Consider the following 14,935-nt stretch of genomic DNA (forward strand, 5'->3'; position numbering starts at 1 on the left):
CCAAGCGGGGTTTCGGGCGGTCTGCCCCTCTCGTCCGCTCCGGAACGGTTGCTCCCTCGACCACCTCACGAGGAGGTCACATGCACGGGGACCTGGAAACCCTCTACGACGCCCACGCACACCGTCTGTACGCGCACTGCTGGTCGCTGCTGGGCGACCACGGTGCGGCCGACGCCCTCAGGGAGACGCTCACCAGGGCGATACGGCAGCCACCGCGCGGTGAGACGGTGCTGGGGCTGCATCACATCGCTCGTACGGTCTGCGCTGAGCGAGGCGCGTTCGGCCATGTCCGTCCCGTCTTCGTTCAGGCGGCCATCGACCCGCTGCTGGACGGGATCGGCAACCTGTCCGCCGGCCACCGCGAGGCCCTGCTGCTGTCCGCGGGTCAGTGGCTGGAGGTCCGCGACATCGCCGTCGTCCTGCGCATCTCGCCGGACCGCGTGCACGAACTCCTCCACCAGGCGCGCACCGCGCTGGAACGCTTCGTCCTCGACGTTCTCATTCGCGGAACCGCCGATCCCGCCAAGCACATGGACGTCATCTCGGCGTTCGAAAAGGGACGGCTCCCGCACCTTCTGGCCCGCCGCGCCCCCACCTGGGCGCCCGCCCCGCTGCGCGACCGGGTGCTGGCCGCCGCCGACCGCGAGCGCGACGCGTCCGGCCCCGCCTCCGCGGAGGCCGTCATGCCGGACGGCCCGCTCGTAGTGATCGACTCCGGTCCCGACTCCGCCGCCCCGGCACGGAAGCGCCCCGGCCGCCGCAAGGCCGCCCTCAAGGGCGTCGGCGGCGTGGCCGGGGTGGCCGCCACGGTCGCGGCCGGCCTGATGATGACGTGGCCGTCCGCGGACAGCGGCACGGTGGGCGCCCTGGGGCCGCACGAGAGCACCTCCCGTCCGGGGCCCGTCCCGGCGGGCGGCGTCACCGAGGAGCCGGGCGCCTCGAAGAGTCCGGACGACGGGCGGAACGAGACCGCGCCGGCCCCGGCCCCGACGACGAAGGAGCGGGCCCCCGTCACCGAGGAGCCCGCGCTTTCGGGCAACGGCACGGCCGGTCCGACGACGGCGCCGGAGCGCGACACCCCGCCCACGCCCTCCCCCACCCGGCCGACGTCGCGCCAGGAGACGCCTCCGCCCACGCAGGAGTCACCGGAGCCGCAGCCGGACGAGCGGTCGCGCACGGACGGCCCGCTCGATCCCATCACCGACATCGTCGGCCACCTCACCTCCCCGATCCTCGGGGGCCTGGCAGGCCGCTGACCCGGGCCGGGTTCAGGCCCAGTCCACTACCGGATCAGCGGCGACTCCGGCCCGTGGATCGGGCTGTTCCACGAATCGCCCCTCTCGTCCCGGGTCTACGAGGACGTCCTGTCCGTCTCCCGAGCGGGTAGGGCGCGGATGGCCGGCCCCCTCGATGGCGGGCTTTCCGATGGCGGGCTTTCCGATGGCGGGCTTTCCGAAGGCGGGCTTTCCGAAGGCGGGGATTGACTCGCCGTGTGGGCACCCGGCAAGCTCTCGGATAACGCAGGATGGAACTCGATTCCGGTGAACGGAACGGAAGGTGGGGGTCGTGGCACTGTTCCCGGGCGGTGCGCCGCTCTCGATGGCCGGGGGCGTCCGCGAGTTCGCCGCCGCCACACCGCACACCGTCGCCGTCATCGACGGGGACCGCAGCCTCACCTACCGGGCCCTGGACGAGCGGTCCAGCCGGCTGGCAGGGGCCCTCCTCTCGCGGGGGCTGCGGCCCGGCGACCGCGTCGCCGTCCGGCTCGGCAACCGGCTGGAGTACCCCGAGGTCATCGCCGCGGCGGCCAAGGCCGGGCTGGTGCTCGTCCCCGTCGGGACCAGGCTCACCGACGTAGAGACGTCCTACATCATGGAGCATTCGGGCGCCCGCGCCTTCGTCTCCGGCACCGAGCCGCCCGTCCCGGTCGACGTCGTCCTGGGGATGGGCGAGACGGGCGCCGCGTCGTACGAGAAGGCTCTGGAGTCCGCGCCCGCCGCCGACCCGATGGTCGCCGTCGACGAGAACGAGCCCTTCTGCCTCTACTACACGTCCGGCACGACAGGGAAGCCCAAGGGCGTCCTCAGCAGCCACCGCGCGCGAACCCTCATGTGCTACCTGTCCGCCATGGAGTGGGGCCTCGGCGCCCGCCGCGTCAGCCTGGCCGTGGCGCCGATGTACCACGGCGCCGGGATGGTCTTCGACTACGCGCCCGTCGTCGCCGGCGGCACCGTGGTCATGCTGCCCAAGTGGGACCCCGAGCACATGCTCGCGCTCGCCGAGAAGCACCGCGCCCAGTCTGCGTTCCTCGTCCCGACCCACGCGCAGACGCTCCGCGCGTCCGGCGCCCTCGGCCGCCATGACGCGTCCAGCCTCGACACCCTCTACTTCAACGCCGCCGCGCTGCCCGCCGTCCTGAAGGACTGGGTCATGGACGCGTTCCCGCACGCGGGCGTCCACGAACTGTACGGCTCCACCGAGGCGGGCATCGTCACCAACTGCCGTCCGGCCGACGCCGAACGCACCGGCTCGGTCGGGCTGCCCTGGTACATGACCGAGGTCCGCGTCGTGGACGCGGCGGGCGATCCGGCCGGGCCGGGCGAGCGCGGCGAACTGTTCAGCCGCTCCCCGTTCCTGATGAACGGCTACCTGCGCGACGACGCCGCCACCGACGCGTGCACCACCGACGACGGCTTCCTCACCAGCGGCGACATCGTCGTCCGCGACGAGGACGGGTTCATCTACGTGGTGGACCGCAAGAAGGACATGATCATCTCCGGCGGCACCAACATCGCGCCCCGCGAGGTCGAGGAGGTCATCGCGGCGTTCCCCGGCGTCGCCGAGTGCGCCGTCGTCGGGCGGCCGGACGAGCGGTGGGGCGAGCTGGTCGCCGCGTACGTCGTCGCGCTCCCCGGCGCGTCCGTCGACGCCGACGCCCTTGAGGAGCACTGCCGCGAACGGCTGTCCGGCCCGAAGGTGCCGCGCAGCGTCGAGTTCCTGCCCGCCCTTCCCCGCAACGCCGCCGGCAAGATCCTCAAGCGCGAGCTCCGCGGCCGCTGACCCGGCCCGGCCGGCCGGCCGGACCCGGACCGTGCCCGTCCCCCCGACCTGAAAGAGGTACCCCTATGCGGCCGCATGTCGAGCTCATCCAGGAGGACGACTACATCTGGCACGCCGCCGAACTGGTCGGCGGGGAGGGCCGTGCCAGCGAGCGCAGGCTCTCCGTCGACGAGGAGGACGGCTCCTGCTCGCTCCGGATCGCCTTCCACACCAACTGGGGCCGCGGCCCCGGCATCCACCACGCCGACACCGAGTACTACGTGCTCGAAGGGTCGATGACCTACAACGGGAAGCGGCTCGGCAAGGGCGGCTACGTGTACGCGCCCAAGGGCGTCCCCACCGAGGCCATCACGTTCAGCGAAGGCACCCGCCTGCTGCACTACCGCGAGTACGGCGACGCCGGTTTCGACGCCGTCGAGAACACCCACGCCCCCCGCTGGCAGGACGCCCGCGAAGACGTCATCGTCATGGACTCCGACGCCATGACGTGGGACGCGGTGCCCAACCCCGGCCCCATGCCCGGACTGTTCATCAAGTACCTGCACGTCGACCCGGTCACCGGTTTCTACACGCGGCTCGTCCACGCCCAGGAGGGCTGGACCGACCACCGCCTCGCACACCACCCGTGCTACGAGGAGGCGTACACCGTCCAGGGGCACATGGAGTACAACTTCGGCACGCTGGACCTCGGCACCTACTTCTTCCGTCCCGCCCGTGTGAAACACGGCCACTTCACCAGCATGGAGGGCGGCGCGACCTGGCTGCTGCGCTCCGACGGCGAGCTGTTCAACTGGTACACGCAGAGCGAATGGGTCCGCTGGGGCGGCGAGGCCATCAACTGGGGCCCCGGCGACGGGCGGCTGCGCTGGTCGACGTCCACCCACGACATGGGCGCCGGATCCCCCGGCCGCAGCGAACGCGACCTGGCCGACCTGCGGGCCTCCGTCGAATACCAGCGTGAACAGTGGCAGATCGACGAGGACTACGTCCAGCACGGGACCGGCACCGACAAGAGCCTCATCGCCATCGCCAAGGCCCTCGACTCGGCCCGCCTCCAAGACGGCCACGGGCACGACCACGAGCACGAGCACGGGCACGCGCACGCCCCGGTGAACGCCGACTGGGGCGCGGACCCGGGCTCCCTCGAACACCCCGGCGACCGCACCGACGACCTCGCGCACGTCTGGGGCGCCGGACGCAGCTGGAAGCAGGGCGACCCCGTCCCCGCCCCGATCCTGTCCAGCCGCCCTGTCCGCAGCCGCAGCGCGGGCCGCTGGAACGGCGACGGCATGTAGCGGCCACGCGCGACGGAGATCGTTCACCTGGCGGAACGGCTTTACACTAATCGGAACAGATCCGTCCGGACGTCCGAAGGAACCAGGTCCATGGCCAGCACCGTCCAGCCCAGTGGCCTGTCCCCGCGCACCGAGGAGCGCGGGGGCACCGGCCAGACCATCGCCACGGTGGAACGGGCGGCCGACGTCCTCATGTACTTCGCCGAACAGCGGTCGGCGACCCTCGGCGTCACCGAGGTGGCCACCGCGCTCGGGCTGTCCAAGGCGGCGGTGCACCGCATCCTCACGTCCCTGCGCGGGCACGGCCTGATCGAACTGAACGAGGCGACGCGGCGCTACTCGCTCGGCATCGGCGCGATGAAGCTCGGCGTGGCCTACCTGGAGCGGCTCGACGTCCGGACGGTCGCGCACCCCGAACTCGTCGCGCTGTCCGAGCGCACCGCCGAGACCGCGACGCTGTCGGTCCGGTCCGGCTGGACGCGCTCCTACATCGACCAGGTGACCCCGCGCCGCGAACTGATCATGTCGGTGACGCTCGGCGTCCCGTATCCGCTGCACGCCGGAGCGTCGTCCAAGGCGTTCCTGGCGTACCTGTCCGACGACGAGATCGACCACTACCTGGCGCAGCCCACGCTGGAGCAGCTCACCGCGGCGACCATCGCCAGCGGTCCGCGGCTGCGGCGCGAGATCGAGGAGATCCGCGCCCGCGGCTACGCCCGCTCGGACGCCGAGCGGCAGGCGGGCGCGGCGTCGGTCGCCGCGCCGATCCTCGACCACAACGACCGGCCGATCGCCGTCGTCAGCGTCAGCGGCCCCATCGAGCGGTTCACCGCCGAGGCCGGCGCGTGCGCGGCGGCCCTGCTGCAGACGGTGCGGCGGCTGTCCGAACGCTTCGGCCACCGCCCCGCCTGACGTCCGGCCTTCCTTCGCACGGAACGGATGGAGGAGCGAGCGTGACGACGGCCCTGAACTACGACCTCGTCATCGTCGGCGCGGGCACCGGGGGCATCCCGTGCGCCGCGGAGGCGGCGGCGTGCGGCGCCCGCGTGCTGCTGGTCGAGAAGGACTCCCGGATCGGCGGCACCCTGCACAGCTCCGGCGGGCAGATGTCCGCCGGCGGCACCCGCCGGCAGCGCGAGCACGGCATCGACGACTCCGTCGAGGCGCACCTCGCCGACATCGAGCGCATCAGCGGCGGCACCGCCCGCGCCGACCTCGTCGAACTCGCCGCCCGGCACGCGCCCGAGACCATCGACTGGCTCGACGACCTCGGCTTCGACTTCGCGCCCGAGTCGCCCCGGCTCGTCTACGGCCACGAGCCGTACGGCGTCCCCCGCACCTACTACGGCAAGGACGGCGGCCTGTCGATCCTCGCCGTCCTGAAACGGCTGCTGGACGAGCAGATCACCGCCGGGCGGGTCGACCTGTGGCTCGGCAGCACCGCGATCGGCCTCACCGAGGGGCCCGGCCGCGCGCCGGCCGTCGGCGTCCTGCGCCGCGGAGTCGACGAGGTCGAGGTGACGGCCCCCGCGGTCGTCCTCGCCACCGGCGGATTCGGCGCCGACGAGGAGCTGTTCACGGAGGTCGAGGGCTTCCCCCTCGTCAGCGCCGCCCACCCGACGTCCACCGGCGACGGCCTCGTCATCGCCCGCGACGCCGGCGCCGCGATCGCCGGACGCGGCCGGTACCTTCCGACGTTCGGCGGCCTCCCGCACCCCACCACGCCCGGCAAGGCGTACTACGAGGACCGCCCGCTGCTGGTCGCCAACGAACGGCTCCCCTGGGAGATCTACGTCGACCGCGCCGGACGCCGGTTCGTCGCCGAGGACGAACCCAGCATCGACCTCAAGGAACGCGCCCTCGCCGCCGCCACCGACGGGACGTTCTGGACGGTCTTCGACGACCGGGCACGGCTCGCCTCCGTCCCGATGGTCGTCGGCTGGAGCCCCGAAGACGTCCTGGCCAAGGCGGGCGCCCGCCCCGGCGTCCACAAGGCGGGCTCGCTCACCGGACTGGCCGCCCTCACCGGCATCTCACCGGACGGCCTGACCGCCACCGTCGAGCGCTACAACACCGCGGTCGCCGCAGGCCACGACGCCGAATTCGGCCGCACCCACCTGCCCGCCCCCATCACGGACGCCCCGTTCTTCGCGATGGAGAACCACGGCATCACCCTGATCACCTTCTCCGGCGTGGACGTCGACGAACACCTGCGCGTCCGCCGCACCGACGGCACCCCCATGGAGGGCGTGTACGCACTCGGCGAACTGATCGGCGCCGCCGCCACCTGCGGCAACAGCTTCTGCGGCGGGATGCTCGTCACCCCCGCCCTCACCTTCGGCCGCCTCCTCGCCCACCGCCTCTTCGCGTCGCGTCCCGGCCGGTGATTCTGCCGATGCGGGCATCCGGGGAGCACGGAGATCATGACTCGACTCCGTCACTCGCCGGCCCGTGGAGGGATCGAAGTGAGGTACTCACCAGTCACCCGGCTGCTGGTCGCGGCGCTGGTCGCCGCCGGGCTCGCCGCCGCGCCGGGGACCGCGCAGGCGCAGGGCGGCCCCACCGTGGAGGGGCCGATACCGGGTGCGCCGCCCGGTGACCCGTCGTCGCCCGACGTGAAGAACACCTATCCGTGGATGGCCACGAACGTCGACCTGGCCTCGCACGGATATGTGGAACAGGAGTTCTTCGTCTCCGGCGAGGCCGACGCCTACAGCGCCACGGGGGAACGGCTCGCCACCGGCGTCCCGTACAAGACCCGTGTCATCGTGCGGAGGCCGGCCAAGGCCCACCGGTTCAACGGCACGGTGATCGCGGAATGGCAGAACGTCACGGCGGGATACGACCTGGACGCCCTGTGGAGCAGCGAGCAGATCATCCGGGACGGGTACGCCTGGGTGGGCATCTCCGCGCAGCGGGTCGGCGTGGAACACCTCGCCGAGTGGAGTCCGGCCCGCTACGGCGGCCTGGACGTCACCGGCGGCGGGCGGTTCACCGGCGACGAACTGTCGTACGACGTCTTCGCCCAAGTGGCGAAGACGCTGCGTGAACGCGGGGCCTCGGCGCCGCTGGGCGGACTGAAGGCGGACACGCTGCTGGGCGCGGGCGCGTCACAGTCGGCGTTCCGGATGACCACCTACTACGACGCGGTTCTTCCGCAGGGCGAGAAGGTCTTCGACGGGTATGCGTTCGTCGTCGGCCCCGCCCCGGGCCGGCGCGGCCCCGAACCGGTGTTCCAGGTCCTTTCGGAGACCGACGTCCGCTCGTCCGAGCGGCCACCGGACTCGGAGACGTTCCGCCGCTGGGAGGTTGCGGGGGCCGCTCATTCCGGCTGGCACGGGCAGCAGTACCGGCGGCCGATCCTGACCCGCGACCTCGGTTCCGCCCCCACCTACCAGTGCGCCAGGCCCGCGTTCAGCCGCGTCCCGCTGCACCATGCGATCGCCACCGCGTACGCCCATCTGGTGCGGTGGACCAAGTGGGACGCGGCCCCGCCGTCCGCGCCGCCGCTCCAGCTCAACCCGGACGGCGGCAAGGTCCGCGACTCGCTGGGGCTGGCCAAGGGCGGGATACGCCTCTCCCAGGTCGAGGCCCCGACCGCGCTCAACACGGGGGAGAACTCCGGCGAGACGTTCTGCTTCCTGTTCGGCACCCACGTGCCGTTCGACGATGCGCAACTCGGCTCGCTCTACCCGTCCCACGGCCGCTATGTCGCGGCCGTCTCGAAGGCGGACGTCCGCAACGTGCGGAACGGTTACCTGCTCCCGGCGGACGCCCGGCAGAACCGCATCGACGCGATCCGCTCGGACGTCGGCAAGGACTGAAAGGTCCTGATCATTCGGGCAGTGCTCCCCGCCCGCACGGGGAGCACTGCCGTTCCACCGGCCCGCGAACATGCGAACCACCGGGCACATCGATTGCGGCCAACTCAATCGGCGCAAACGTAGGATGGGGGGATGACGGGCACGGCCGACGACGAGCTGCTGAAGCTGGACACGCAGGTCTGCTTCGCGCTGCACGCGACCTCACGGGCGTTCGACGCGCTCTACCGGATACGGCTGCGGGACCTGGGGCTGACCTACCCGCAGTACCTGGCCATGCTGGCTCTCTGGGAGACCGACGGCCTCACGGTGAAGCAGCTCGGCGAGCGCCTCCGCCTCGACTCCGGGACGCTCTCGCCGCTCATCAAGCGCCTGGAGACCGCCGGTCTCGTGGAGCGCCGCCGGGGCCGCGAGGACGAACGTTCGGTGTCGGTGCACCTGACCGAGGAGGGCACCGGCCTCCGTGACCGCGCCGTGGACGTCCCCCGGCGGATGCTCGACTCGACCGGCCTGACCGCGCACGAACTGGCCCAGCTCCGCCGCACCCTGCAGCACATGACCCGGCATCTCGACGCGGCGACCGGCTCCGCCGCCTGATCACTACGTGCGGCCTCTGGGGCGGCGCAGGAGGAACAGGCGGACCCGGCCCAGGCCCTGCAAGGGGCGGGGACGGAGTGTGGAGATGTCGTAGGCGTCGGCAGGGATCGCCGCGGACAGTCCGCTGTCGATGAGGACCGTTCCGGGGTAGGCGGCGGCGGTCAGGCGCGCGGCGAGGTTGACGGGCGTACCGAACACGTCGCCCAGCCGCTGGATGACTTCGCCGTAGGCCAGGCCGACGCGCACTTTCGGGAAGTCGGGGTCCTCGTTGAAGCGCTCCGCGATGCGCAGGCCGATGTCGGCGGCGGCGCGGGGTTCGGACGCGACGAACAGGACCTCGTCGCCGAGCGTCTTGATGACGCGTCCGCCCAGTTCGGCGATGATCTCGGCGGTGGTGACCTCGAACCGTTCGACGAACGCGGCGAGGGCGTCGCCGTCGAGGCGGCGACTCAGGCGGGTGAAGGAGACGACGTCGGCGAAGCCGACCGCGAGGTGGGCGATGCCGGCGGCCGGGTCGGACTGGGCGGCGGCCGTCGTGGCGGCGGCGCGCATCCCGGCGGCGGTGAGCTGGCGGCGCCAGCCGTGCAGCAGGAGGCGTTCGAACGCGGGACGCAGTTCCTCGGTGGCGGCGAGGGCGGCGGTGACGAGATCGGCCGCGGCCGGGTCGTCGGAGGGAAGTTCACCGAGCCGCTGGAGCCAGACGTCCCCGAGCCAGCTCGCGAGGCGGCCCATCGTCTGGCCGACGGCGCGGGCGAGCTGGAGGACCATGTCCTCATCGACCAGCTCGGTGCCGAGCAGCTCCTTGATCTCCTGGAGCGCGGCGACGTCCCCGTCGGTGAAGGCGACCTCGTCGTCGGGAGGAGTCGGGAAGCCGAGCGCCTGCCAGATGCGGCGCGCGTACTCGTCGGGGACGCCCGAAAGGGGCTCGACCTCTTTGCGCGTGTAGCGCAGCGGGCCGCCGAGGAGGGTCTCCTCGATGTCGTCCGGGTCCCCCATGACGCCCGCCCCTATGTGTCATTGACCGATGTAACAATAGTGCCGGAGTAAGATCACGGCGGTCAAGGTGGACGAGTCCGGCGGGCGGGGGCATGGCCGAGTACCGAATCGACGAGCTGGCGCGGCTGGCCGGAAGCACCGTGCGCAACATTCGCGCCTACCAGGACCGGGGGCTGCTGCCGCCACCCCGCCTCGAAGGCCGCGTGGGCCTGTACGACGAGCAGCACCTCGCGCGGCTCCGGCTGATCGGCAAGCTGCTCGGCCGCGGCTACACGTTCGCGATCATCAAGGACCTGCTGTCGGCGTGGGAGACCGGCAAGGACGTCGGCGAGGTCCTCGGGCTGGAGAAGGTGCTCACCGACCCGTGGTCGGACGAGATCCCCGGCACCACCACCTACGACGAGCTCGCCGAGATCTTCGGTACCGGGCTGAACGCCGACGAGTTCGCCCGCGTGCGGGACCGGACCATCGAACTCGGCCTCATCGAACCGCACGGAGACGAGTACCGGGTACCGAGCCCCCGGCTGCTGCACGTCGGCGCCGAACTCGTCGCCGCGGGCATCCCGCTCGACGCCGTCCTCGACATCGCCGGGCAGATCCGCGACGACTGCGACGTGATCGCGGGCCGGTTCGTGAGCCTCGTCCAGGAGCACGTGTTCGCCCGTCTGGAGGACCCGCCCGCCCCGGACGGCGAGAAGGTCACCGAGGTCGCCGCGGTGGTCCGCCGGATGCGGCCGCTGGTGAAGACCGTCGTCGAGCCGTTCATCGCCAGGGCGATGGAGGCCCGCGTCCAGGAGGCCCTCGGCGAGCACCTCGAAACGATCAGGGACCATCTCGGCGAGACGCCCGGCTGAGCCGTCACAGGAGCGAGGCGCCCCAGACGACCGTCACCGTGTGCGGCGCGCCCTCGGAGTCGGTGAACGTGAGGGTGCCCTGGCCCGGCAGGCCGATGATGAAGGTGCGCAGGCTGATCGTCACCTGGCTGGTGCCGTCCGCGGGCATGCCGCCCTGCATGTCCGACAGGACGAGCTGGTTCGTCGACGTCATCGCCGTCCACGTCACCGGGCCGCTCTTGGCCGCGAGGCTCACCTGGGCGGTCTTGGTGCCGTAGAGCTCGACCTTGGCGGGGTTGACGACGAGGACGCCGGGCCGCACGGGCGGGTTGGACGAAGGCGGCGGCCGCCCCGGTTCCGCGGGCTCCTCCGGGGTGTCCGTCTGGGGGCTGAGGGGCGGCTGTTCCGGACGGCCGGACGCGTCCCCGTCCGGTCCCCGGGACGGCTGCGACTCGCGGCCCGAGCCCTCCGGCGGCGAATGCTGCGTGATGGACGGCTGCGGCTGCGTGCGGAACGGCGGCCAGGACAGCGAGTCGCCGCTGATGCCGGGCCCCATGACGAAGACGGCGATGAGGGCGGCGGCCAGCGCACCCGCCATGCCGCCCCCGGTGAACAGCCACCGGCGGGTGAACGGCGAGGGTACGTCCGGCTGGCACGGCAGGCCGGACGGGGTGAGCGCGCCGCCGCGCGCGGCGATGTCGGCCCGGTAGCCGGCGAGCTCGGGATCGGTCGCGGTGTGCATGACGCGGTGCCGCAGCGCCGCGGGCAGCACCGGGGCGGGCGCCCGCTTCAGCAGCGCCGCCGCGGTCAGCCCGCCGAGGCGGCGGCAGCCGGCGCAGCCGGCGACGTGCCGCTCGTCCGACGGATCGGCGGGGGAGACCTCGGGGCGCCGGTGAAAGGCCCGCCGGAACGGCCGGGCGGTGCGCGGCGGGGTCGGCGGCGCATCCGGCTCGTCCGTCCGGGACGCGGTCCGTGCGGCCAGGACGGCGACGCCGGGCGACTCCGCCCCCTCGTCGGCGGCGGTCTCGCCGGGCGAGTCGGCGGCGCAGGCGCGGACGGCGCGGCTCAGCTCCTTCTGGAGTGCGGCTTCGAGTTCGGCCCGTCCCTGCCGCACCCGCATGGCGGCCCGGCGCGCGGACAGGCCGAGCGCCGCGCCGAGGCGGGCCGGACGCAGCCCATGCCGGAACGCGAGCAGCATCACCTCCTGCTCCACGGGCTCCAGCCTGGCCAGTGTGCCGTTGAGCAGCCGGTGCAGCTCGTCGGAGGGCGGCCGGTCGGGGACGGGACCGTCCGATTCGGCGCGGTCCAGAAAGGGGATGTCGGAGAACTCGCCGTCCCGGTCCCAGAACAGGACCTTCGCCCGTCCGCGGCGGATGCAGCGGCGGCGGGCCGCCCCGTACAGCCAGGAGCTCAGATGCAGGTGGTCGCGCATCCGGGGGGCGCGGCGGCAGGCGTCGATGAACGTGTCGTGGACGATGTCGGCGGCGACTTTCGCATCACCGGACATTGACAGCGCGTAGTCATAAAGGCGCTCACCGTACTCGTCGTAGAGCGCGGCGAGTGCGGCCTCGTCGCCTTCGTTCAGGCCTTTGACGAGGTTACGGTCGGCTGTGTGCGAGGAGGGGGACAACCTGGGCATTCACGCTCCCGGCAGCGGCATGAGGCGTCCGTCCCCATGGGAGTCGTCCGGACAATCAGCCCACCTTGCATACACCCGCGAACCCCATCCGCACCACATGATCGGCCGAAATCACCATTAGGGTGACCCCGGGGTGAGATGCCGCTTCTCTCCGTGATCACGCTATCAATGACTCGGCGTCAGAATCGAGTCAGCGACCCGATCCGGCCGCGGCGCGGGCGGCCGCCGGAAGGACACCGGCGGGCGGCCGCCCGGCCGGCGGTCAGTCGGCCCGCCGGATCTCCAGCTCACCGTCCGCGTAGCGGCGCCGCAGGACCTTCTTGTCGAACTTGCCGACGCTCGTCTTCGGCACCTCGGCGATGAACGCCCAGCGTTCCGGCAGCTGCCATTTCGCGATCCGCCCGGACAGGAACTCCCGGAGCTGCTCCGCCGTGACCGAGGCCCCCTCGCGGACGACGACGGAGGCGAGCGGACGCTCCTGCCACCGGTCGTCGGGGACGCCCACCACGGCGGCCTCGACGATGTCCGGGTGCGCCATCAGGTGGTTCTCCAGCTCCACCGACGAGATCCACTCGCCGCCCGACTTGATGACGTCCTTCGCCCGGTCGGTGAGGATCAGGTACCCGCCGGACGACAGCGTCCCGACGTCGCCGGTGCGCAGCCAGCCGTCGTGGAACTTCCCGGGGTCCTCGTCGAGGTAGTACGACCCGGTGATCCACGGCCCGCGGATCTCGACCTCGCCGACCCCCTCGCCGTCGTTGGCCAGCACGACGTCGCCGTCGCCGACGATGCGCATCTCCAGCCCGGCCAGGACGCGGCCCTGGCTGATCCTGGCCTGCCACGCCTCCTCGTCGGTCGCCTTGACGGGCGGGTGCGCGACCGTCGCGACCGGCGAGGTCTCCGTCATCCCCCACGCCTGGACGATGCGGACGCCGAGCTCGTCGAAGCCGCGCATCAGCGCCTCGGGGACGGCCGAACCGCCGCACGGGACGAGCCGCAGCGAGCCGAGGTCCGAGCCGTGCTCCTTGGTGTGGCGCAGGACGTCCGACCAGATCGTCGGCACCGCCCCGGCGACCGTCGGACGCTCGGACTCGATGAGCCGGACGAGCGGCTCGGCCTGCAGGAACCGGTCCGGCATGATGAGCGCGGCACCCGCCATCACCGCCGCGTAAGGCAGCCCCCAGGCGTTGGCGTGGAACATGGGCACCACCGGCAGGATGATGTCGGACGCGCTGAGGCCGATCGCGTTGCCGGTGCACGTCGCCATCGAGTGCAGATAGGCGGACCGGTGGGAGTACACGACGCCCTTGGGATTCCCGGTCGTGCCGCTCGTGTAGCACATCGCGGCGGCGGACCGCTCGTCGATCTCGGGCCAGTCGAACGTGGCGGGCGCGGCGGCGAGCAGCTCCTCGTAGGAGTGCAGTTCCTTGCCGGCGGCCTCCAGCGGCGCGGTGTCGCCCTCCCCGACGACGACCACATGCCGGACGGTCTTGAACTGCGGCAGCACCGGCGCGAGCAGCGGGATCAGCGAGCCGTCGACGATGACGACCTGGTCCTCGGCGTGGTTGGCGATGTAGACGAGTTGGTCGGGGAACAGCCGCAGATTCAGCGTGTGCAGGACGGCGCCCATGGACGGGACCGCCAGATACGCCTCCAGATGCTCGGTGTTGTTCCACATGAACGTGCCGACCCGCTGATCGCCGTCCACGCCGAGGCCGCGCAGCGCCCCGGCCAGACGCGCGGCACGCTCACCGACCTCGGCGTAGGTGCGGCGCCGGGCGCCGTCCCCCGTCCAGGTGGACACCTGGGCGTCGCCGAAGACGTCCGTGCCGTAACGCATGATCGTTGTGATGGTCAGCGGGAAATCCTGCATGGTGCTCAACATGGGGGCCCTCCCAGCTCGCAGCGCGTTCCAGAACCGGATTCTTGCAGTGATGGCCCAGGCTGACGACCCCCTGATCCCCGCTACCGGCGGATGGGGAAACCCCGTCAGTACAGCTCGCGGAGTTTGACCATGGCCCGGGAGACGGTGGACTTGACCGTGCCGACGCTGACGCCGAGGATTTCGGCGATCTCTCTTTCGGACATGTCCTCGTAGTAGCGGAGCATGACGGTGAGGCGCTGGCGTTCGGGGAGGCGGCGGAGGGCTCGAAAGAGCGCGTCGCGCAGTTCGCTGCTGCTCGTGTCGTCGTCGACGGGACGGTCGGGGAGCTGGTCGGTCGGGTAGACGTCCAGTTTCCGGCGCCGCCACCAGGAGATCTGCGTGTTGACCATGGCGCGGCGGACGTAGCCGTCGACGGCGCCGCGGTCTTCGATGCGGTGCCAGGCGAGGTAGGTCTTCGCGAGGGCGGCCTGGAGGAGGTCTTCGGCTTCGGCGCGGTCGCTGGTGATCTGGGTCGCGGCGCGCAGCAGCACGGCTCGGCGTTCCGTCACGTACGAGCGGAACTCCTCGTGGCGCGTGTCGTTCAAATCACCACCGGGCCAGGGGTTGTGGAGGCGTCCGGCGGGACGATTCCAGGATCCCGGCCGTGCGCACTCCCGGTTGTTTGACGATCGCACGTAGATCGTAATTTCGGGCCTACATAAAGCCCATATCCGGGTCAACCAGTGCATAATCTTCAACCGAGGTAGATCAATGGTCTTCCACCGGCTGACTTATCGCGACAAATCCGTCGACAAAAGCTGTCACCAGGC

12 protein-coding genes are annotated in these 14,935 nt (G+C 71.9%); 8 read left to right on the plus strand and 4 right to left on the minus strand.

The genetic code is table 11. The annotated features are described in order from the left end of the window. Positions 1–80 precede the first annotated feature (80 nt). From ACGFK0_RS11995 to ACGFK0_RS12025, 7 genes are all read left to right on the plus strand, one after another. Complete coding sequence (locus ACGFK0_RS11995) at positions 81–1,256, plus strand: hypothetical protein (protein WP_392903431.1); 1,176 nt, start codon at positions 81–83, stop codon at positions 1,254–1,256. 310 nt (positions 1,257–1,566) lie between these two features. Continuing rightward, positions 1,567–3,060 (plus strand): class I adenylate-forming enzyme family protein, encoded by a 1,494-nt coding sequence (locus ACGFK0_RS12000; RefSeq protein ID WP_392903434.1) that lies wholly within the window; start codon positions 1,567–1,569, stop codon positions 3,058–3,060. Between the two features lie 65 nt (positions 3,061–3,125). After that, the gene (locus ACGFK0_RS12005; protein WP_392903436.1) at positions 3,126–4,355 is read left to right on the plus strand and encodes a DUF4437 domain-containing protein; all 1,230 of its coding nucleotides are present in this window, start codon (positions 3,126–3,128) and stop codon (positions 4,353–4,355) included. Between the two features lie 90 nt (positions 4,356–4,445). Next, positions 4,446–5,267, plus strand: coding sequence for an IclR family transcriptional regulator (locus tag ACGFK0_RS12010; RefSeq protein ID WP_392903438.1), 822 nt, complete (start codon positions 4,446–4,448; stop codon positions 5,265–5,267). A 41-nt stretch (positions 5,268–5,308) separates the two neighbouring features. Next, positions 5,309–6,742: an FAD-dependent oxidoreductase gene (locus ACGFK0_RS12015; RefSeq protein ID WP_392903439.1), complete on the plus strand. Its 1,434-nt coding sequence runs from the start codon at positions 5,309–5,311 to the stop codon at positions 6,740–6,742. 78 nt (positions 6,743–6,820) lie between these two features. After that, positions 6,821–8,179, plus strand: a complete 1,359-nt coding sequence (locus tag ACGFK0_RS12020) for an alpha/beta hydrolase domain-containing protein (protein ID WP_392903442.1) — start codon at positions 6,821–6,823, stop codon at positions 8,177–8,179. Positions 8,180–8,311: 132 nt separating this feature from the next. Next, a complete protein-coding gene (locus ACGFK0_RS12025) occupies positions 8,312–8,773 on the plus strand; it encodes a MarR family winged helix-turn-helix transcriptional regulator (RefSeq protein ID WP_392903445.1) in 462 nt (153 codons plus the stop codon). 3 nt (positions 8,774–8,776) lie between these two features. On the opposite strand, the gene ACGFK0_RS12030 is transcribed toward ACGFK0_RS12025, so the two are convergent. After that, a complete protein-coding gene (locus ACGFK0_RS12030; RefSeq protein WP_392903447.1) occupies positions 8,777–9,769 on the minus strand; it encodes an adenylate/guanylate cyclase domain-containing protein in 993 nt (330 codons plus the stop codon). Positions 9,770–9,861: 92 nt separating this feature from the next. Between ACGFK0_RS12030 and ACGFK0_RS12035 the strand changes: the two genes are divergently transcribed. Beyond that, positions 9,862–10,623, plus strand: coding sequence for a MerR family transcriptional regulator (locus tag ACGFK0_RS12035; RefSeq protein ID WP_392903450.1), 762 nt, complete (start codon positions 9,862–9,864; stop codon positions 10,621–10,623). Between the two features lie 4 nt (positions 10,624–10,627). Here the strand turns inward: ACGFK0_RS12035 and ACGFK0_RS12040 are convergent, their stop codons facing one another. The 3 genes from ACGFK0_RS12040 to ACGFK0_RS12050 all read right to left on the minus strand — a co-directional run bounded on the left by ACGFK0_RS12040 (position 10,628) and on the right by ACGFK0_RS12050 (position 14,710). Continuing rightward, positions 10,628–12,241, minus strand: a complete 1,614-nt coding sequence (locus ACGFK0_RS12040) for a sigma-70 family RNA polymerase sigma factor (protein WP_392903452.1) — start codon at positions 12,239–12,241, stop codon at positions 10,628–10,630. 262 nt (positions 12,242–12,503) lie between these two features. Continuing rightward, entirely contained in the window at positions 12,504–14,126 is a 1,623-nt protein-coding gene (locus ACGFK0_RS12045) for a long-chain fatty acid--CoA ligase (protein ID WP_392903454.1), read from the minus strand. 104 nt (positions 14,127–14,230) lie between these two features. Beyond that, complete coding sequence (locus ACGFK0_RS12050) at positions 14,231–14,710, minus strand: SigE family RNA polymerase sigma factor (RefSeq protein ID WP_392903456.1); 480 nt, start codon at positions 14,708–14,710, stop codon at positions 14,231–14,233. Positions 14,711–14,935: the final 225 nt, after the last annotated feature.

The sequence above is a fragment of the Spirillospora sp. NPDC048823 genome (assembly GCF_043198445.1).
Taxonomy (GTDB): domain Bacteria; phylum Actinomycetota; class Actinomycetes; order Streptosporangiales; family Streptosporangiaceae; genus Spirillospora.